The organism is Marinomonas rhizomae, from assembly GCF_024397855.1.
Taxonomy (GTDB): domain Bacteria; phylum Pseudomonadota; class Gammaproteobacteria; order Pseudomonadales; family Marinomonadaceae; genus Marinomonas; species Marinomonas rhizomae_A.
On sequence record NZ_CP073343.1, the window covers coordinates 4,331,884 to 4,350,004 of the forward strand.

Genomic DNA, 18,121 nt, shown 5'->3' on the forward strand with positions numbered 1-18,121 from the left:
CGCTTTTAATCAATCTATCATCGGTTAAAATCAGCTCATTGTTCAAACATAAAGTAGAGTATCCATGGCTTTTGACACTTCCTCGCTTCGTCACCTATTCCCAATTTTGGCGCAGCCTGCTTACGATCATCCGTTAATCTATTTGGATAACGCCGCGACGACACAAAAGCCCTTATCAGTATTGGATGCCATTCAAGATTATTACCGCAGCTATAACGCCAATGTCCATCGCGGCGCACACTTCCTGAGCGACCGAGCAACTAACCGCTTTGAGCAGGCTCGTGACACTGTGGCAAGCTTTATCAATGCTCCCGAAAAAAGCCATGTGATTTGGACCAAAGGCGCGACCGAAGCCATCAATACGGTCGCGTTTGGCTTAGAACACCTGATCGAAAAAGGCGATGAAATCCTCATTACCAGTTTGGAACATCATGCTAACCTTGTGCCTTGGCAGCAATTGGCCTTTCGCACTGGCGCTCGATTACGTATTCTGCCATTAACGTCCAATGGCGAATGGGAACCTGAATTCAGCCACTATTTCACCGATAGAACACGTATTTTTGCAGCAACGCAGATCTCCAATGCCATTGGCGCCAGCACACCTCTGCAAACCATGCTTGATCATGCTAAGCAACAAGACGCGTTTACTCTTGTCGATGGCGCTCAAGCCGTGGCGCACTACCCTGTTGATGTACAAACACTGGATTGCGACTTCTATGTTTTCTCTGGCCACAAGATGTACGGACCAACTGGCATTGGTGTGTTATATGGCAAAAGTCATGCATTGGAAGTCTTGATGCCGAACCAAACTGGCGGCGAAATGGTGCGTCATGTTTCTTATCAAGCGACTGAATTCAATGTTTTGCCTTATCGCTTGGAAGCAGGGACGCCGCATATTGAAGGCGTTATTGGATTGGCGACGGCCTGTGATTTTCTGAACGCGCAGGATCGTATCGCCTTGCTAGCTTGGGAGCAATCCCTCGCCTCTCATGTCTATTCGCGTCTTCACAAAGAAGGTGGCATCGATATTTATTCACCAGAGAAAAACACGACTTTGGTTTCTCTAAGTGTACCCAATATTCATACTTTAGATTTAAATGCTTATCTAGATAGCCAAGGTGTCGCGGTTCGAGCTGGCAGCCACTGTGCCCATCCATTAATGGCGCAACTTGGCGTGGCTGGAACCTTGCGCGCTTCGTTTGCCTGCTACAACACCATGGAAGAAGCCAACCGCTTTTGTGACGTACTGCTAGAAGCCATAGACTTATTGAATGATGAGTAACAAGTAATGACAGATTCTTTAAATCAACAAAAGCCTGCAAACATCAAAGAACAACTACAAGCTTGCCGTAGTAAAGAAGAAACCTTCAAAGCCTTGGTAACACTAAGCAAAACCCTAACGCGTTTAACAGCTGAAGAAAAAACCGAAGACAACAAGGTAAAAGGCTGCGAAAGCGCGGTTTGGCTAATCATTGAAGAAAAAGATGGCCAGCGTCATTTCAAAGCCGACAGCGACGCCAAACTTATGCGCGGTGTGCTGGTCGCCATATTGAGCTTGGTAGAAGGAAAAACACTCGCGGCTATTCAGAAAATGGACCTAAAGTCAGAGCTGGGAAAACTTAACTTATCAAGTTACCTCACCAGCTCCAGAACCAATGGTGTATTGGCGATTTTGGATAAAATCAGCGCTATGTGATTCTTCTATTTCAGCATCACAACACAGTCATTATTAAACTCACGCATCGTTTTAGCGACCTTTTGAATACTCTGAGTAAAACTGTATAAAGACTTATGTTGTCGAGCATTAGTTGGGTACGCCAGTCCATAAGGATAATAGATAGCTGGTTCAAACGGACGAATCACCACACCATTCCCTTCCCACACTCGCGCAGCAAAAGGCTCTAAAACCGCCACAGCTAAACCAGCAGCAATCATGGCGTAACCAGTATGTGATGTGTCTATCATGATGCGCTGTTTGATCTGTGATTTTACGGAATTTAAAACCCCACCTAACTCGCTCCAATAGACAGGCGAACTGTCGACCACGGTGAGTACGGTTTCGCCGATTAAATCTTGTGCACAAATCACTTCTTTTTTTGCTAATGGATGATCAGATCGAGCCGCGAAAACAAAGCGAGCATTACCAATAAATTCCCGTTCAATTCCTATTAATTGGGGCAATTCCAATCCTATAGCTAAATCAACCGAGCTCGTTTGCAGTTTCATCACCAACTCAGCCATGCTGTCGGTATGAATGGTAACGCGTTCCTCTGGAAAGAATTTCTTGTGTTCCTGCAAAGCAAGTGGCAATAAAGAGGTAGCAATCGCCGATGTACTGGCAATTTTTAACTCACTTGGCGTTCTTGTTCGAATTTTTGACGCCACCGATTCCAGCTTCTCTAGCCCTAAAAAACTCTCTTCTACAGAACGAAAGAATTCCGTCGCTTCATGAGTTGGGTGTAGTCGCCCTTTACGACGGTCGAACAAAGAAAAACCTAACGAATGTTCAAGATCACTGAGCAAACGGCTCACTGCTGGCTGAGAAACATGCATTTCGGCCGCGGCCGCGGCTGTCGTTCCGCGCAACATGATGTAACGAAACGCCTCTACTTGCCTGAATTTCATACAGCGAGCCTCTTATTTAATAACATTTGTTTATCAAGCATACAATAATATAAGTGGAAGTCATCGAGTTAAATAAACATTATGAAAGTAGGCAAAGAATATGAATTTCGAAAACAACTTAGGTATTTTTATCACACACTCACTTAATCAGGTTGCGAGTTAACCCAAGAGCCTGTGCCAAACGCATTTTGATAGTAAGGATTATTTCGTGACAGACATCCCATCCGCTCCAATACTGACCATCGAAAACTTATCGGTGGAATTCGGTCAATCTCGCGTTATTGATGATCTTAATTTTTCTGTCATGGCCGGCCGAACACTCGCCATAGTTGGGGAGTCTGGTTCAGGAAAATCTGTTACATCTCAATCCATTATGCGTCTAGCAGACACAACAGGAGCATCTTATCCAACGGGGCGGATCCTCTTTTCCACAGAAAAGGGCGAAGTGGATCTACTCTCTCTTTCGCAACAACAAATGCGTTCTATCCGCGGCAAAGACATTGCAATGATCTTTCAAGAGCCAATGACTTCGCTGAACCCTGTTTTCACCATCGGCGATCAAATTTCAGAATCCCTGTCTTTGCATAAGAAGGTTTCAAAAGCTGAAGCCCTAGAAGAAAGCGTCCGACTATTAAAAATGGTACGACTTCCAGACGCTGAAGACATGCTTAAACGTTACCCCCACCAGCTATCTGGTGGTATGCGCCAACGCGTGATGATTGCCATGGCGTTAGCTTGTCGACCTAAAATTCTTATTGCCGACGAGCCAACAACCGCTCTTGACGTCACTATCCAAGCACAAATTCTAACCATCCTGCACGATCTCCAAAAAGAGCTCGATATGGCGGTAATTTTTATCACCCATGATATGGGAGTTGTTGCCGAAATAGCGGACGACGTTGTAGTGATGTGGAAAGGCAAAAAAGTCGAGCAAGGGCCCGTCAAAGAACTGTTCGCCAACCCTAAACATCCTTATACCAAAGCCTTATTATCCGCCGTACCAAAGCTCGGAAGCATGACAGGAGAAGCCTTCCCTAAGCGTTTTCCTATGACGATTATGGACGAAGAAACGTCTCGTATTGTGGGCGAAGAAAAAACACAAGATACAGCCAAATATGATGAAGGTCCTTTATTGTCAGTACGAAATCTAGTGACTCGCTTTGACAGTAAAAAAGGCTTTTTTGGCGGCGTTACGCACCGTGTGCATGCGGTAGAAAAAGTTAGCTTTGATATTTTTCGGGGAGAAACTCTCGCTCTTGTCGGTGAATCAGGCTCAGGCAAATCAACAATAGGGCGAACCATTCAACAACTGCAACATGCCACCAGCGGCGATATTAGCTTCGAAGGCAACCCGTTTGCCACTATGAACAAAGCCGACAAGCAGCGCTTACGCCAGGAAATACAATACATATTTCAAGATCCTTTAGCATCTCTTGATCCAAGAAAAACCATTGGCTTCTCCATTGCAGAACCCATTAAGACTCACAACTTAATTCGCGGTGAAAAGAATATTCAGAAAAGAGTTCATGAGCTATTAGAGCGAGTTGGATTAACGGCTGAACATGCTAAACGTTATCCTCATCAGTTTTCAGGTGGTCAGCGTCAGCGTATTTGTATTGCCCGAGCACTCGCATCAAACCCTAAACTGATCATTGCCGACGAGGCGTTATCAGCGCTTGATGTGTCTATCCAAGCACAGATCATTAACCTCTTTATGGAGCTTCAGGAAGAGCACGGCATCGCCTATTTGTTTATCAGTCACGATATGGCTGTGGTCGAAAAAATGAGCCATCGAGTGGCGGTACTGTATCTTGGGCAAGTGGCCGAACTTGGCTCTCGCCAACAAATTCTAGAAACACCATCTCACCCTTACACGCAACGTTTACTTAGCGCTGTGCCGATTGCTGATCCAACCATTAAACGTGATTTAGGTCGCTTGAGTGGCGAGATTCCAAGCCCTGTTAGACGAGTAGGAGACGAACCTCGCATCCTGCCTCACAAAGAAATCGCGCCGGGACATTTTGTTGCTGACGCATCATAACAATAACAATCTATCCAACTATCACAAAAGAACGGAGCATTGAAAAATGAACAGTAAAAAATCGTTAGGGATGGTATTAAAAACCCTCGCTATTACCGGCAGCTTAACGGCTGCAAGCTTAAGCTTTGCCAGTACATTAACCGTATCTTCACCACAAGATCCAGGAAGTTGGGACCCAATCGATACCTTTTTGGTCAATTGGGCCTCCGTTGCAACCAATATTTATGATGGTTTGACCTATCGTGGCCCAGACCTAAAATTACAGCCAGGCCTTGCTACCTCTTGGGAACAATTGGATAACGGCAAACGCATTCGTTTTACATTGCGCCAAGGCGTTAAATTTCACAATGGTGAAGACTTTAATGCCGCAGCCGTGAAATTTACCTTTGATCGTTTAATGGGTGACGAAGGCAAAAAAGGCCCACAACGTTCCAATTATTCGGCTATTGATTCGGTCGAAGTCATTGATGACTATACCGTCGATTTTCATCTAAAAGCAGCCGATCCAGTGCTACTTACTAAGCTGGCCGGTTACGGCGCCATGATAGTGCCGCCAAAATACATTCAAGAAAAAGGCGAAGACTTTTTCAATACCCATCCAGTTGGCACAGGGCCATTTAAGTTTGCCTCTTACGAGCCAAAAGTAGGTATCAAACTAGAAGCCTACGCAGATCATTGGGGTGGCGCTCCAAAGCTAACCAACCTGAATTATCGTTTTATCAGCGAGCCTTCTACCGCCGTGGCTGAACTACAATCTGGACGCGTTGATTTGGTTATTCCGCCAACCATCCCGATTGGCATGATTACTACTATCGAAAAAGACCCAAACCTTAAAGTAGTCACTACCACCAGCCCAACCGTTTATGCCCTACGTTTTAACACCAAAAATGGCATTACAAAAGACGAAAAAGTCCGTAAGGCATTGATTTATGGGGTAGATCGTCAGGCAATCATTGATTCCATTTTAGGTGGTCAGGCAACTCCAATTGCCAGTTTCCAAAGTGCCATTTCCTTTGGTGACGATCCATCCATGACGCCGCTTCCTTATGATCCAAACAAAGCAATGCTACTTCTTAAAGAAGCAGGTATTAAACCTGGCACTAAGATTCAAATAGACATCCGTGGTAATGACGCCACGTTTAACGAAGTGTCACAAGCCGTTGCTAGCTATCTACAAATTGTCGGTCTAAACGCCACAATCAAGCCCTATGAAACCAATGTGCTGCTGAATGACATTATTCCGGCTGGTAAGACAGGTGAAATGTTCCAACAATCTTGGGGTGGTTGGACACTGGATTACGACAATACGGCGTATTTCATGTACCACTCAGGCGAAAAGTGGAATCCATATGACAGCGACCCAGCATTAGACAAACAGTTGGAGTCTCAGCGCTCTATTACAGATCGCGCTAAGCGAGAAGAGATTCTGCAGTCCATTGCTAACTACACGGCAAACCGCGCTTTAGAAATGCCGCTGTACAGTCTGAATGCTATTTTTGGTGTATCTAAAAGAGTGAAGAACTTTACTCCTGTACCTGATAGTCGTTTGCGCTTAACCGATGTCACTGTCGAATAAGCACTTCTACCTTTCTTAACTCTCTAAGGTAAACAGCATTGCTCAGTCTATTACTAGCTGAGCAATGCCCATTGTTTTTAAAAGGAAAAGTCATGGCAAACTTTTTAATGAAACGATTTCTGCAAGCAGTATTTGTGCTGTTAGCCGTTACCCTAATCGTTGCTTTTGCTATACGTCTAACCGGAGATCCAGCTCTGATGCTGACTCAAGGCGCAGGCAGTGTGACCGAAGCAGATCTGATGTTGATTCGAGAAGCACTAGGCATCAATAAGCCCTTTTTTGTTCAGTACTTTGAGTTTCTTAAAGGCTTATTTAGCTTCGATTTTGGTCGTAGTTTCATGGGCGGAACGCCGGTGGCGGATCTTATCAGTCAATCTTTGCCTGCCACTCTCATGCTTGCGGCATCCGTTATGATTATCTCTATCTTGATTTCCATTCCTTTAGGCATTAAAGCCGCTGTTTCCAAAGGGAAATGGGTAGATCAAACGATTCGTATCCTATCTCTTATTGGTTTGTCTTTTCCAAATTTCTGGTTAGCACTCATGCTGGTTTTAGTCTTTTCTATCTGGCTGCAGTGGTTACCGCCAAGCGGTATGGATGGATTTGCTAGCTTCTTAATGCCCGCATTTACCATGGCCATTATTCTGACTGCTACCAACGTTCGCCTGGTCCGCTCATCAATGCTTGAAACCCTTCAAGCGCAATACATCATGGTCGCTAGAGCAAAAGGGCTTAGCGAAAATAAAGTGCTTTATAAACATGCGTTACGTAATTGTGCGATTCCATTGATTACCTACTTTGGCCTGCAATTCGGTGGCTTATTAGGCGGGATTGTCATCATTGAGCGCGTCTTCAATTGGCCGGGACTTGGCACACTTGCCTTCGATGCGGTAAGTGGGCGCGACTACCCTGTGCTGCAAGCCGTTATCACCATCCTGTCCATGCTTATCGTTAGCGTTAACCTATTGGTTGATATTGCCTATGGCTTGATCGATCCACGCATTCGTACGGAGTAATCACACTATGTCAGCGAATCGTTTTAGTGCCTCTTTTTCTCGCTATAAAAGCTTAGAGTTTATTCTCGGTATTTTATTGACCGGAGGTATTTGTTTTTTAGTCGTGTTTTCAGACTTCCTCTTTCAAGGTGCGGATAAAATCAATTTATCAGCTCGCCTATTAGAACCCTTTACTCATACAGGTCATTTTTTTGGTACCGATCCTCTAGGTCGAGATGTGATGGCCCGTGTTATTTCTGGAGGTAAAATCTCTCTTCAGGTCGGCTTTTTATCTGTCACTGGAGCCGTCATCTTTGGCGTTATTATGGGTTTAGTCTCAGGCTACTATCGTGGCTTCTGGGATGTGATCGTGATGCGCTTTGCGGATGTTCAACTGGCGATGCCCTTTATTCTGTTGGCCATTACTTTTATCGCCATTGTTGGTGGCGGTTTGGCTAATATGATTTTCTTACTGATTATTTCCCAATGGGTTCAATACGCTAGATTGGTTCGTGGCTCGGTTTTGTCTCTTCGTGATCGTGAGTTTATCCAGTCCGCACAAGCCATTGGCGTAAGTCACTTTAGTATTCTGTTCCGTCACTTGCTGCCCAATCTTATTGGTCCTGTCATCGTTTTAATGACACTCAATGTGGCAAACAACATCTTGCTAGAAAGTAGTTTGACCTTTCTAGGACTTGGCGTCGATCCATTAACGCCAAGCTGGGGCGGTATGCTTGCCGATGGTCGTACCTATATTCAAAGTGCTTGGTGGGTCAGTGTCTTTCCAGGCTTTGCTATTTTGTTAACCGTTCTAGGATTGAACCTTTTAGGTGATTGGTTGCGCGACAGCCTTGACCCTACTGGCAGGACTTCACGATGACTCATATTTTCTCCACCACCATTACACCAACTACTCATAAGTTGATCGAAAAATTTGGCAAACCTAAATATCAAGGGCAGCTTATTGAGGCTTGGGTCTTTGCCGATAAAGAGCATCGTCAACAAGCTGAAGCTGCACTATTGGGTTTTGGGGTAAAAGCCAAACTTCGCAGCGCTTATAAGCCACTATTGCACTTCTTTTTAGAAGACATTGATGTGTTATCGAGCCAAATATCTCGTATTGAAGTGCATTACCCTTTGCACGAGGCAGCTTCGGAGAAGCGCTTTTTACTGGAGACTTACCCGTTAACAAGCTTAGTGGGTAAAGCAAATATCCATTTTATTGCCAACCCAAATTCAAGCGATTGTTATGAGGTGATTTTACGTTCAGCAACGGGAGTACAAACACAACATAAGGTTTTTGCTCCTAATCATCTGCACCTAGATCTTATTGATCAAACTCACCTGTCACCAACAGGTTGGCTAAAAATAACGGATTCGGAAGGCAAAATAGCGTTCAACGAACGTCTTATTACCGATTATGAATCTCTGTTCTTAGCTGGAATGAAGGCTACTTCACAATACCCTTGGTCTGATTCAGAACCGTATTTCGAAGAGCTAAATATCCAAGTGTCTTTGCCTTGGCAAGCGCAATACATAGATTACAAACAAGAAACCATCAGCCTAAGTGAAGCGCTACACGAAGATTTTTATTTCTCATTACAAGAATGGTTCAAAATCAAGGCAGGCTATCAGCCAAATGACAGAGAAGGACAACCTGGTCAAATCGTCCCTGAGATAAATCATACTGATGAAAATGTTCTCAGCATCAAGGTCGAAACTCGACCTTATCAAAGACAACATTCAACAGGTCAGCAGATACTAGAAGTAGCCGATGCGCCGATCAGTATGGAACAAGTAGAAATAGAGCTGGCAAAAATAACAGGCGATACTTTCACTGCTAATACAGTGACTGGACGTAAAGTGAATGCTCGCTATCATAAAGGAACAGACTTTCCGGTCATGATCAGTGGCGGACAGCACGCTAATGAAACAACCGGTGTGGTTGGAACGTTACGCGCCGCTCAAATTCTTAATCAACAACAAGGCAGCCACTTTACCATCTCACCACTAGAAAACCCTGATGGCTATGCTCTGCATCAGAGGTTGATCAAAGACAACCCTCATCATATGCATCATGCAGCTCGCTATACCGCCTTAGGTGATGACTTAGAGTATCGTGTGAAAGGAGCACTTTATGAAAAAGAAATTCGCCATAAAGCACGAAAAATAAGCCAAGCACAGTTACATATAAACCTGCATGGTTATCCATCACATGAATGGACTCGCCCGCTTTCTGGCTACGTGCCTCGTGGTTTTGATATGTGGACCATACCCAAGGGGTTTTTCTTGATTTTACGTCACAGTGCTGATGATAAATGGGCAGCTTATGCTGAGGAGTTCGTTCACCAAGTAACACTAAAACTGATTAATATTCCAGGTGTTTTGGCGTTCAACAATGAACAAGTTGAGTTGTACAGAAAGCATGCTGGCGAAACAAACTTTCGCATCATAAACAGCTTCCCTTGCCTGATTTCTCACGGCAAACCCGAAGACATTCCAATGCAGCTTATTACTGAATACCCTGATGAAACCATCTATGGAGAACATTTCATTACCGGTCATGATGTACAAACGACCACAGTCTTAGCGGCTTATGAAGTGCATCAGTTATTGTCTTCGAATCAATGAGAAAAACATAGGGCCAGATAAACGGTATTTGTCAGGCCTTATGACTAAAATCGTTCGTTACCACCCTGTTTTAAGTTATTAATCTTGGTTTTACCTAAGAGTTTCAATAACACGTTACGACAAGATCGTAATATTGGGTACAAAATATCCGAGATTTTTTTGGAGCTAAACAACCAATAGTTCAAGCGGTTAAACAAGCCAGAGCGACTGCTAAGCAAAGCTAAAAGATGAATAGCATCCGCGCCGTAGTAAAGCAGTCCATCCATCTTCAATACCATACCTTGATCTATGTCCAAACCCTCAGCAGTGATTTCTTGCAACACTTCAGGGTTCTCTCTCGCATCAATGAGTACTAGTTCACCGACACTTTGGCGTATACGAACGATCTGGCAATAAAAATGACAAGCAGGACATTCTTTGTCATAGATGAGCAGTATCTGTTTATCTGTCATGCATCAATCAACTGATAAGAGATCAAATACAGCTGTTGGATCCCTGGATAAATATCTTGAATCACTTCCCTTAATTCAGCCAGCGTCATGTTTTCTTGCTCGGCATGATAATCCGATAAAGCATCAAACAAGACAGGCTCGACAGACACTATTTTTAAACGACAAAACTCACGACCCTCTTCGAAAGTAGACACAGTCACCACTGAGTTAGGCACATAGTACCTTTCAGCACCATCACGCAAGGTAATGGTCTTTTTGCCAGATAGAATATCGGCCTCAAAGCGCTCAAAGAACGTCATGGTGGTTGGTGTCATTTAGTTCGCCTTCTGTGCCAGTTTTTCTAATACTCTCGACACGGCCACAAACGCAAAAGAAGCCGTCACTGCGGTACTGGCACCAAAGCCAGTATCACAGTTCATTTTGGTTTCTGTATCGCCTTTTAAGCGCTGATGAGAAACCGTACCGTCGCCTTGTGGGTAGCTCAATTGCTCGGTGGAATACACGCACTCGATATCAAAGCGACGCTTTGGGTTACGGGTGAAGTTGTAATAACGTCGCAGAAAGTTGCGTAATTTAGCTGCGAGCGGATCTTTTTCGGTTTTAGCGAGATCACCGATTAAAATCTTGGTTGGATCCATTTGACCGCCCGCACCACCAACAGTGATGACCTTACGCTTGTTGCTCTTACTCCAAGCCATGAGAGCGGCTTTTGGTTTAATGCTGTCAATGCAATCAATAATGTAATCAAACGGCTCAGAAAGCAGCTCAGTGATGTTCTCGGGGGTAATAAAGTCTTCAATACAATTAACTTGGCAGTCTGGATTAATCAACTTGATTCGTTCCGCCATGACTTCGACCTTCGATTGACCAATATTGCCATCTAGAGCGTGAATTTGGCGGTTCGTATTAGTAATACAAACGTCGTCCATATCGATCAATGTAATGTAACCAATACCGGAACGTGCCAAGGCTTCTGCCGCCCAAGAGCCAACGCCGCCAATGCCGATGACGCAGACGTGTGCTTGAGTAAAAAACGCATACGCGGCATCGCCATATAAACGGCGTATACCACCAAATCGTTGATCGTTTGTCACTTTTCTCTCCTCGCAGCCAGATCGTCCTGCGCTTTTTATATCAATAAGTGTATTCTGTGAGCTTAGAAAATACAGACTACATTCTCTAAATAATTATCATGTACTGTGAGCCGTATGATTCAACAAGCTTTTGAAATGCTTGGTTTGACACCAAGAGAAACGCAACTTTACCAAACCCTATTAAAACTAGGACCTTCTTCGATCAGAGACATTGCCGAACACAGCGGCATCAATCGAGGAACGGCCTACGAGTCGCTAAAACAACTACAAAGCAAAGGTGTGGTCAGCTATTTTCCCAAAGGCAAACGTCGGCTATTTACCGCTGAAAATCCAGATATCCTGTTGAATCTAGCGGAAGAAAAACGCAACCGCTTAGACAAAACCATAGAAAACCTAAAAAACACCATCATTCCAAATTTGCACCAGCAACAACCAGATTATCATCAAACCCATGTACGTTATTACGAAGGTGATGATGGCATAGAGTGGGTTTTACGCGATATTTTAAACGTGGTGTCACAACAAGACCACAAAGAATATTGTGTGTTTTCTTCTAAACCGATTCGTCCTTTTTTGTATCGCCCGTTTCCCAACTACACAAAACAGCGGGTGAAGCTTGGTATTAACGTAAAAGTTATTGCTTTAGGGGATGGTGGTGAAGAAGCACAGTTGTCGGAACGAAAGTGGATTAAAACGGAAGGTTCAGTCGACGCCAGCTATATCGCTATCTATCCGCCAAAGTGTGCGATTATTTCTTTGGCGAGTAATAACTTCCCTTCTGCCGTGGTGTTGGAATCAAAAGACATCGCCAAGGCACAACAGATCATCTTTGACACCCTGTGGAAGATGCTCTAAAAAAAACAACATTGCACTCGAATAACAGGCAATAAAAAAGCAGCTCGAAAGCTGCTTTTTTTGACTTCAAACTCAACATTACCGCTTATTTGTGATCGCGGAACTGCTGAATCGTACGCAAACGCGCAACAGCTTCTGCTAATTCCGCAGTTGCACGAGAATAGTCGACATCAGCTTGCTGATTAGCTATGAGCTCTTTTGCATGCTCTTTCGCTTTTACTGCCGCCTCTTCGTCCAGATCTCTTGCACGAGTGGCTGTGTTAGCCAAGACGGTGACACGGTGCGGTTGAACTTCTAAGAAGCCACCGGACACGAAGATTACCTCTTCGTCACCATTTTCTTTAACCACACGAACAGGACCAGCTTCTAAAGTCGTCAATAATGCAGCGTGACCAGGCATAATACCTAAGTCACCATTATATCCTGAAGCCACAAGAAATTGGACCGAGCCGGAAAAAATCTCTTGTTCAGCGCTTACGATATCGCAGTGTACTGTGATAGCCATAAGTTGCCTCTCTTAGTCATACTTAGTAAAAGCGCCTAATGACGCTTTTACTACGCGTGATGGTTAAAGTTTCTTAGCTTTCTCGACGGCTTCGTCGATGCTACCAATCATGTAGAACGCTTGCTCAGGAAGATCATCAAACTCACCATCCAAGATGCCTTTGAAGCCACGAATAGTGTCTTTCAAAGAAACATACTTACCAGGTGCGCCTGTAAATACTTCAGCTACGAAGAAAGGCTGAGACAAGAAACGCTGGATTTTACGAGAACGGTTAACCGTTTGCTTATCTTCTTCAGATAACTCGTCCATACCCAAGATTGCGATAATGTCTTTCAATTCTTTGTAACGCTGCAATACCATCTGTACACCACGAGCTACGTCGTAATGCTCTTGACCGATAACTAGTGGGTCAAGCTGACGTGAAGTAGAGTCAAGAGGATCGATCGCTGGGTAGATACCCAAAGATGCGATGTCACGAGACAATACAACCGTTGCGTCCAAGTGAGAGAAGGTTGTTGCTGGAGATGGATCTGTCAAGTCATCCGCAGGTACGTATACCGCTTGAACAGACGTGATAGAACCAGTCTTAGTAGAGGTGATACGTTCTTGAAGAACACCCATCTCTTCAGCAAGTGTAGGCTGGTAACCTACTGCAGATGGCATACGACCTAGCAATGCCGATACTTCTGTACCCGCAAGCGTGTAACGGTAGATGTTATCTACGAAGAAAAGTACGTCACGACCTTCGTCACGGAACTTCTCAGCCATTGTCAAACCAGTCAAAGCAACACGAAGACGGTTACCTGGTGGCTCGTTCATTTGGCCGTATACTAGAGATACTTTGTCGATTACGTTCGAGTCAGTCATCTCATGGTAGAAGTCGTTACCTTCACGAGTACGCTCACCAACACCTGCGAATACAGAGTAACCGCTGTGCTCGATGGCGATGTTACGGATAAGCTCCATCATGTTTACGGTTTTACCTACACCGGCACCACCAAACAGACCAACTTTACCACCTTTCGCGAAAGGACAAACAAGGTCGATAACCTTGATACCCGTTTCTAGCAATTCGTTGCTAGAAGACTGCTCAGCATAAGAAGGAGCTGAACGGTGAATTGACCAACGCTCTTCTTCGCCGATTGGGCCTTTTTCGTCAATCGGATTACCTAGAACGTCCATAATACGTCCTAGTGTTTTGATACCAACTGGTACAGAAACTGGCTTGTTTGTGTTTTCAACAACCAAACCACGCTTCATACCGTCAGTAGAACCCATTGCGATGGTACGAACAATACCGTCGCCTAGTTGCTGTTGAACTTCCAACACCAACTCTTTACCCTCAATGGTCAGGGCATCATATACTTTTGGCACGCTATCACGTGGGAATTCCACGTCCATAACAGCACCGATAATCTGTACGATTTGTCCGCTACTCATGTTCGGATCCTCTTAAATACCTAAATACCTTAAACCGCTGCCGCGCCGCTGACTATCTCAGAAATTTCCTGAGTAATCGCTGCTTGACGAGCCTTGTTGTACACCAACTGCAATTCATCAATGATATCGCCGGCGTTGTCCGTTGCGTTTTTCATCGCAAGCATACGAGCTGCTTGTTCACACGCAATATTCTCAACCACTGACTGATATACTTGAGATTCAATATAGCGAACCAATAATCCGTCTAAAATTTCAACAGGCTCTGGTTCGTAGATGTAATCCCAGTGGTGCTGTAACTCTGTATTCTCTTCCGCTTTTAATGGCAAAAGTTGTTCAACCGTCGGGTTTTGAGTCATGGTATTCACGAACTCATTTGAAACCACATAAAGACGATCAATACGACCTTCATCAAATGCGTCTAGCATCACCTTAACACTGCCAACCAAGTCGTCAGCTTTAGGTGCATCACCTAAACCGGTGAAGGCTGCTGCTACATTTCCGCCGTAGTTACGAAAGAATGAAACGGCTTTACTACCAATTGCACAGATGTCGATTTCAACACCAGAATCAGCAAACTGTTTCATATCTTTAATGGCTTTTTTGAACACGTTAACGTTCAAACCACCACATAAACCACGGTCAGAAGAGACTACGATATAACCAACACGCTTCGCCTCACGCTCGGTAAGGTAACGGTGTTTATACTCAGGATTCGCGTTGGCCAAATGACCAACTACTTGGCGAATTCGTTCCGCATACGGACGAGAAGCGGCCATACGATCCTGAGCTTTACGCGTCTTACTTGCTGCTACTTTTTCCATAGCACGAGTAATTTTACGCGTATTGTTAATGCTCGAAATCTGAGTACGTATCTCTTTTCCGACTGCCATAATAGAACTGCCCTTGTGAGAATGTTATTTCACAAACTGCAAGAAAGTGGTGACAGGCTAATTAGCTTGTCACCAAACTCATTACCAAGTTTGCGTCGCTTTAAACTTCTCGATTGCCGCTTTAAATGTCGCTTCAATCTCGCCGTTAAAATTACCAGTTTTGTTAATGTCAGCCATTAGATCAGTGTGTTCACTGTTCATGAAGCCCAACAAAGCAGTTTCAAAACTACCAATTTTGCTTGTTTCAACATCTTCAAGGAAGCCATCATTAGCAGCGTAAAGAACTACGCCCATATCAGCTACAGACATAGGAGAGAACTGCTTCTGTTTCATCAGTTCAGTAACCTGTTTACCGTGCTCTAGCTGCTTACGAGTCGCTTCGTCTAGGTCAGATGCAAACTGAGCGAAAGCCGCCAATTCACGATACTGAGCCAATGCAAGACGAATACCACCGCCAAGTTTCTTGACGATCTTAGTTTGTGCTGCACCACCAACACGAGATACCGAAATACCAGCGTTCATCGCTGGACGGATACCTGCGTTAAACGAGCTCGTTTCCAAGAATATCTGACCATCTGTGATGGAGATAACGTTGGTTGGTACGAAAGCAGATACGTCACCACCTTGAGTCTCGATGATTGGCAATGCTGTCAAAGAACCAGTTTTGCCTTTCACTTCACCATTGGTGAATTTCTCTACGTACTCAACGTTTACACGAGAAGCACGCTCAAGAAGACGAGAGTGAAGGTAGAATACATCACCTGGGTAGGCTTCACGACCTGGTGGACGACGAAGAAGCAAAGAGATCTGACGGTAAGCCCAAGCTTGTTTAGTCAAATCATCATAAATGATCAATGCGTCTTCACCACGGTCACGGAAGTATTCACCCATGGTACAGCCAGTGTATGGCGCCATGTATAGCATTGCTGCTGGATCAGATGCGCCAGCCGCTACTACTGTGGTGTATTCCATTGCGCCAGCTTCTTCAAGCTTACGCACTACGTTAGCAATAGTAGATTGTTTCTGACCGATCGCTACGTACACACATTTAATGCCAGAGTTTTTCTGAGCAATAATGGTGTCGATTGCTAAAGCAGTCTTACCAATCTGACGGTCACCGATGATCAACTCACGTTGACCACGGCCAATTGGCACCATGGCGTCAATGGCTTTGTAACCTGTTTGGATAGGCTGATCAACGGACTGACGTTCGATAACGCCTGGTGCCACTTTCTCAACTTTATCCGTTAATTTTGCATCGATTGCGCCTTTGCCGTCGATTGGGTTACCCAATGCGTCAACAACACGACCAAGCAATTCAGGACCAATTGGAACTTCCAATATACGACCTGTACATTTTACTTTTTGACCTTCTACAAGATCTTGGTATTTACCAAGTACTACTGCACCGACAGAGTCACGCTCTAGGTTCAAAGCAATACCATAAACACCACCAGGGAATTCAATCATTTCCCCGTACATAACGTCTGCCAGACCGTGGATCAGAACGATACCGTCTGCCACGCTGACAATTGTGCCCTCATTTTGGGCATCAGAAGATACATCGAGGTTCTCGATGCGCTTCTTGATAATCTCGCTGATCTCAGATGGATTCAGTTGCTGCATGCTAAATTCCTCAACCCTGGTTTCGATTTAACGAAACACTAGGAGTTTATCGCCTCGGCCAGTTTCGCTAGTTTACCGCGAACTGAACCGTCGATGATTAAGTCACCTGTACGAATAACCACGCCACCAAGTAGGCTTGCGTCTATTTCACTGGTTAAGTTGACAGTACGGTCCAACTTTTTCGCCAATGAAGCGGCTAATGCTTGTGTTTGTTCTGCTGTTAATTCAAATGCAGACGTAAATTCAACATTTACGGCTTTTTCGAAATTCAGTTTGAACTGTAAAAATAGCTCACAAATCATAGGAAGAAGCGCTAAACGCTTATTCACTGCAAGAGTTAGCAAAAATGCTTTGCCTTGCTCTGTAGCTATTTCTGCACAAACGTCCGCTAGAGCGTTTGCCTTCTCTTCCGCACTAAAAGCCGAATTTTTAAGCGCTTTTTTAAGCTTAGGTTCTACTGTTACAGCAGCCAATATGCTTAACATATCAGCCCACTCAGTAATATGACCTTGCTCTCTAGCAACTTCAAAAACCGCTTTCGCGTACGGTCGCGCGACTGTTTTTAATTCAGCCATTAGACCCTCGCTTAAAGCTCTTTGGCGAGCTGTTCAACGATCTCGCTATGTGCTTTTTCGTCAATGGTGGCTCCCAAAATCTTTTCGGCACCAGCAAATGCAAGAACAGAAACTTGAGCACGCAATGCTTCTTTAGCACGCATTACGTCTTGTTCGATCTCTGCTTGAGCTGATTCACGCAGACGTTTGCCATCGGCAATCACCTGCTCTTTTGCCTCGTCGATCATTTGGTTCGCACGTTTGTTGGCTTGTTCAATAATCTCGGCCGCGTTGTCTTTGCTTTCACGTAGAATTTGAGTGGCTTGTTCTTGTGCCAGCTCAAGGTCACGTGAAGCTCGGTTCGCTGCTTCTAAACCGTCTGCTATTTTTTTGCTACGCTCTTCGAGCGCAGCAATCACTGGTGGCCACACAAATTTCATGCAGAACCAGACAAAAATAGCAAACGAGATAGCTTGGCCTATAAGTGTGAGATTTAAGTTCACGCTAATACCCTCGCTTTAGTCGTTCAAAAAATAAGTCACTTACATTAAAGTGAAATATTAGCCTGCAACCAAAGCAACGAATGGGTTTGCGAAAGTGAAGAACAATGCGATACCAACACCGATCATAGATACAGCATCCAAAAGACCTGCAACGATGAACATTTTGGTTTGTAGCATTGGTGCAAGTTCTGGTTGACGAGCACTTGCCTCAAGAAATTTGCCACCCAAGATAGCAAAGCCAATTGCTGTACCCAATGCAGCCAAGCCGATAAGGATTGCTACAGAGATAACAGTTAAACCAACAACAGTTTCCATTTTAACTCCTAGATTTTAC

General features: G+C 44.5%; 19 protein-coding genes. 8 read left to right on the forward strand and 11 right to left on the reverse strand.

What is annotated here, in order from left to right:
* Positions 1–64: 64 nt before the first annotated feature.
* Positions 65–1,282 carry an aminotransferase class V-fold PLP-dependent enzyme gene (locus KDW99_RS20270; RefSeq protein WP_255827269.1) on the forward strand — a complete coding sequence of 406 codons (1,218 nt, stop codon included), beginning with the start codon at positions 65–67 and terminating at the stop codon, positions 1,280–1,282.
* 6 nt (positions 1,283–1,288) lie between these two features.
* The gene (locus tag KDW99_RS20275) at positions 1,289–1,696 is read left to right on the forward strand and encodes a SufE family protein (protein ID WP_255827270.1); all 408 of its coding nucleotides are present in this window, start codon (positions 1,289–1,291) and stop codon (positions 1,694–1,696) included.
* A 5-nt stretch (positions 1,697–1,701) separates the two neighbouring features.
* Here the strand turns inward: KDW99_RS20275 and KDW99_RS20280 are convergent, their stop codons facing one another.
* Positions 1,702–2,625 (reverse strand): LysR family transcriptional regulator, encoded by a 924-nt coding sequence (locus KDW99_RS20280; RefSeq protein ID WP_255827271.1) that lies wholly within the window; start codon positions 2,623–2,625, stop codon positions 1,702–1,704.
* A gap of 217 nt (positions 2,626–2,842) precedes the next feature.
* Here KDW99_RS20280 and KDW99_RS20285 point away from each other — a divergent pair, with 217 nt between their 5' ends.
* The 5 genes from KDW99_RS20285 to KDW99_RS20305 all read left to right on the forward strand — a co-directional run bounded on the left by KDW99_RS20285 (position 2,843) and on the right by KDW99_RS20305 (position 9,868).
* Complete coding sequence (locus tag KDW99_RS20285; RefSeq protein ID WP_255829328.1) at positions 2,843–4,666, forward strand: ABC transporter ATP-binding protein; 1,824 nt, start codon at positions 2,843–2,845, stop codon at positions 4,664–4,666.
* Positions 4,667–4,712: 46 nt separating this feature from the next.
* A complete protein-coding gene (locus KDW99_RS20290) occupies positions 4,713–6,242 on the forward strand; it encodes an ABC transporter substrate-binding protein (protein ID WP_255827272.1) in 1,530 nt (509 codons plus the stop codon).
* Positions 6,243–6,334: 92 nt separating this feature from the next.
* The gene (locus KDW99_RS20295) at positions 6,335–7,258 is read left to right on the forward strand and encodes an ABC transporter permease (protein WP_255827273.1); all 924 of its coding nucleotides are present in this window, start codon (positions 6,335–6,337) and stop codon (positions 7,256–7,258) included.
* Positions 7,259–7,265: 7 nt separating this feature from the next.
* Complete coding sequence (locus KDW99_RS20300; protein WP_255827274.1) at positions 7,266–8,117, forward strand: ABC transporter permease; 852 nt, start codon at positions 7,266–7,268, stop codon at positions 8,115–8,117.
* On the forward strand, positions 8,114–9,868 hold the full coding sequence (locus KDW99_RS20305) for a M14 family metallopeptidase (RefSeq protein ID WP_255827275.1): 1,755 nt from the start codon (positions 8,114–8,116) through the stop codon (positions 9,866–9,868). Before KDW99_RS20300 ends, KDW99_RS20305 begins: the two co-directional genes overlap by 4 nt.
* Before the next feature lie 44 nt (positions 9,869–9,912).
* Here the strand turns inward: KDW99_RS20305 and KDW99_RS20310 are convergent, their stop codons facing one another.
* The 3 genes from KDW99_RS20310 to tcdA are packed head-to-tail and all read right to left on the reverse strand — an operon-like array spanning position 9,913 to position 11,414.
* Entirely contained in the window at positions 9,913–10,320 is a 408-nt protein-coding gene (locus KDW99_RS20310; protein WP_255827276.1) for a DCC1-like thiol-disulfide oxidoreductase family protein, read from the reverse strand.
* Positions 10,317–10,634: a N(4)-acetylcytidine aminohydrolase gene (yqfB, locus tag KDW99_RS20315; protein WP_255827277.1), complete on the reverse strand. Its 318-nt coding sequence runs from the start codon at positions 10,632–10,634 to the stop codon at positions 10,317–10,319. Before yqfB ends, KDW99_RS20310 begins: the two co-directional genes overlap by 4 nt.
* On the reverse strand, positions 10,635–11,414 hold the full coding sequence (tcdA, locus tag KDW99_RS20320; protein WP_255827278.1) for a tRNA cyclic N6-threonylcarbamoyladenosine(37) synthase TcdA: 780 nt from the start codon (positions 11,412–11,414) through the stop codon (positions 10,635–10,637).
* A gap of 114 nt (positions 11,415–11,528) precedes the next feature.
* On the opposite strand from tcdA, the gene KDW99_RS20325 reads away from it, so the two are divergent.
* The gene (locus tag KDW99_RS20325) at positions 11,529–12,269 is read left to right on the forward strand and encodes a TrmB family transcriptional regulator (protein ID WP_255827279.1); all 741 of its coding nucleotides are present in this window, start codon (positions 11,529–11,531) and stop codon (positions 12,267–12,269) included.
* An 85-nt stretch (positions 12,270–12,354) separates the two neighbouring features.
* On the opposite strand, the gene KDW99_RS20330 is transcribed toward KDW99_RS20325, so the two are convergent.
* From KDW99_RS20330 to atpE, 7 genes are all read right to left on the reverse strand, one after another.
* Positions 12,355–12,774, reverse strand: a complete 420-nt coding sequence (locus KDW99_RS20330; protein ID WP_255827280.1) for a F0F1 ATP synthase subunit epsilon — start codon at positions 12,772–12,774, stop codon at positions 12,355–12,357.
* Between the two features lie 63 nt (positions 12,775–12,837).
* On the reverse strand, positions 12,838–14,214 hold the full coding sequence (gene atpD, locus KDW99_RS20335) for a F0F1 ATP synthase subunit beta (protein ID WP_255827281.1): 1,377 nt from the start codon (positions 14,212–14,214) through the stop codon (positions 12,838–12,840).
* Between the two features lie 29 nt (positions 14,215–14,243).
* Positions 14,244–15,104: a F0F1 ATP synthase subunit gamma gene (gene atpG, locus KDW99_RS20340; protein ID WP_255827282.1), complete on the reverse strand. Its 861-nt coding sequence runs from the start codon at positions 15,102–15,104 to the stop codon at positions 14,244–14,246.
* Between the two features lie 81 nt (positions 15,105–15,185).
* Positions 15,186–16,730 (reverse strand): F0F1 ATP synthase subunit alpha, encoded by a 1,545-nt coding sequence (gene atpA / locus KDW99_RS20345; protein WP_255827283.1) that lies wholly within the window; start codon positions 16,728–16,730, stop codon positions 15,186–15,188.
* 38 nt (positions 16,731–16,768) lie between these two features.
* On the reverse strand, positions 16,769–17,305 hold the full coding sequence (locus tag KDW99_RS20350; protein WP_255827284.1) for a F0F1 ATP synthase subunit delta: 537 nt from the start codon (positions 17,303–17,305) through the stop codon (positions 16,769–16,771).
* Positions 17,306–17,316: 11 nt separating this feature from the next.
* Positions 17,317–17,787 carry a F0F1 ATP synthase subunit B gene (locus KDW99_RS20355; RefSeq protein WP_255827285.1) on the reverse strand — a complete coding sequence of 157 codons (471 nt, stop codon included), beginning with the start codon at positions 17,785–17,787 and terminating at the stop codon, positions 17,317–17,319.
* 57 nt (positions 17,788–17,844) lie between these two features.
* Positions 17,845–18,102, reverse strand: coding sequence for a F0F1 ATP synthase subunit C (atpE, locus tag KDW99_RS20360; protein ID WP_111605816.1), 258 nt, complete (start codon positions 18,100–18,102; stop codon positions 17,845–17,847).
* Positions 18,103–18,121: the final 19 nt, after the last annotated feature.

Bases quoted from the DNA above. Each gene is read 5' to 3' on its own strand.
- KDW99_RS20270 (WP_255827269.1), top strand. From the start codon at position 65: ATGGCTTTTGACACTTCCTCGCTTCGTCACCTATTCCCAATTTTGGCG.
- KDW99_RS20275 (WP_255827270.1), top strand. From the start codon at position 1,289: ATGACAGATTCTTTAAATCAACAAAAGCCTGCAAACATCAAAGAACAA.
- KDW99_RS20280 (WP_255827271.1), bottom strand. From the start codon at position 2,625: ATGAAATTCAGGCAAGTAGAGGCGTTTCGTTACATCATGTTGCGCGGA.
- KDW99_RS20290 (WP_255827272.1), top strand. From the start codon at position 4,713: ATGAACAGTAAAAAATCGTTAGGGATGGTATTAAAAACCCTCGCTATT.
- KDW99_RS20295 (WP_255827273.1), top strand. From the start codon at position 6,335: ATGGCAAACTTTTTAATGAAACGATTTCTGCAAGCAGTATTTGTGCTG.
- KDW99_RS20300 (WP_255827274.1), top strand. From the start codon at position 7,266: ATGTCAGCGAATCGTTTTAGTGCCTCTTTTTCTCGCTATAAAAGCTTA.
- KDW99_RS20305 (WP_255827275.1), top strand. From the start codon at position 8,114: ATGACTCATATTTTCTCCACCACCATTACACCAACTACTCATAAGTTG.
- KDW99_RS20310 (WP_255827276.1), bottom strand. From the start codon at position 10,320: ATGACAGATAAACAGATACTGCTCATCTATGACAAAGAATGTCCTGCT.
- yqfB (WP_255827277.1), bottom strand. From the start codon at position 10,634: ATGACACCAACCACCATGACGTTCTTTGAGCGCTTTGAGGCCGATATT.
- KDW99_RS20325 (WP_255827279.1), top strand. From the start codon at position 11,529: ATGATTCAACAAGCTTTTGAAATGCTTGGTTTGACACCAAGAGAAACG.
- KDW99_RS20330 (WP_255827280.1), bottom strand. From the start codon at position 12,774: ATGGCTATCACAGTACACTGCGATATCGTAAGCGCTGAACAAGAGATT.
- atpD (WP_255827281.1), bottom strand. From the start codon at position 14,214: ATGAGTAGCGGACAAATCGTACAGATTATCGGTGCTGTTATGGACGTG.
- atpG (WP_255827282.1), bottom strand. From the start codon at position 15,104: ATGGCAGTCGGAAAAGAGATACGTACTCAGATTTCGAGCATTAACAAT.
- atpA (WP_255827283.1), bottom strand. From the start codon at position 16,730: ATGCAGCAACTGAATCCATCTGAGATCAGCGAGATTATCAAGAAGCGC.
- KDW99_RS20350 (WP_255827284.1), bottom strand. From the start codon at position 17,305: ATGGCTGAATTAAAAACAGTCGCGCGACCGTACGCGAAAGCGGTTTTT.
- atpE (WP_111605816.1), bottom strand. From the start codon at position 18,102: ATGGAAACTGTTGTTGGTTTAACTGTTATCTCTGTAGCAATCCTTATC.